This is a genomic window from Oleiphilus sp. HI0117, assembly GCF_001635235.1.
Map to the genome: position 1 here is coordinate 1 of NZ_LWGA01000293.1, position 300 is coordinate 300.

The 300-nt window shown below is 44.0% G+C and carries 1 protein-coding gene; it reads right to left on the reverse strand.

Going from position 1 to position 300, the window contains the following annotated elements:
* Positions 1-300 (reverse strand): hypothetical protein (locus tag A3757_RS26240; RefSeq protein WP_197469723.1); only part of this gene is annotated, 300 nt, incomplete at both ends.

Consider the following 300-nt stretch of genomic DNA (forward strand, 5'->3'; position numbering starts at 1 on the left):
CTATCAACCCAATAGGGTTCGGAATAAGTATCTTTAGCATAGCGATCTGATTCCCTGATTTCCGAAGAAACAGCACTTGCCAGTTCAGGGCCCATTAGGATGAATGGCAGATTATTGATCACACTATATCGGGCTAATCGGGCGTCCAGATCAAAGTAACCGGATTGATTAAGCCAGTGCTCTAATTGCTCTCTATCCACTCCTCTAGCATCAGCAACAGTCGAAAAGTGTATGCCCTGACTCAACAGCGTATGATGGAAGTCAATATACCCCTTAAGACCATCTTCTACATTTTCACCT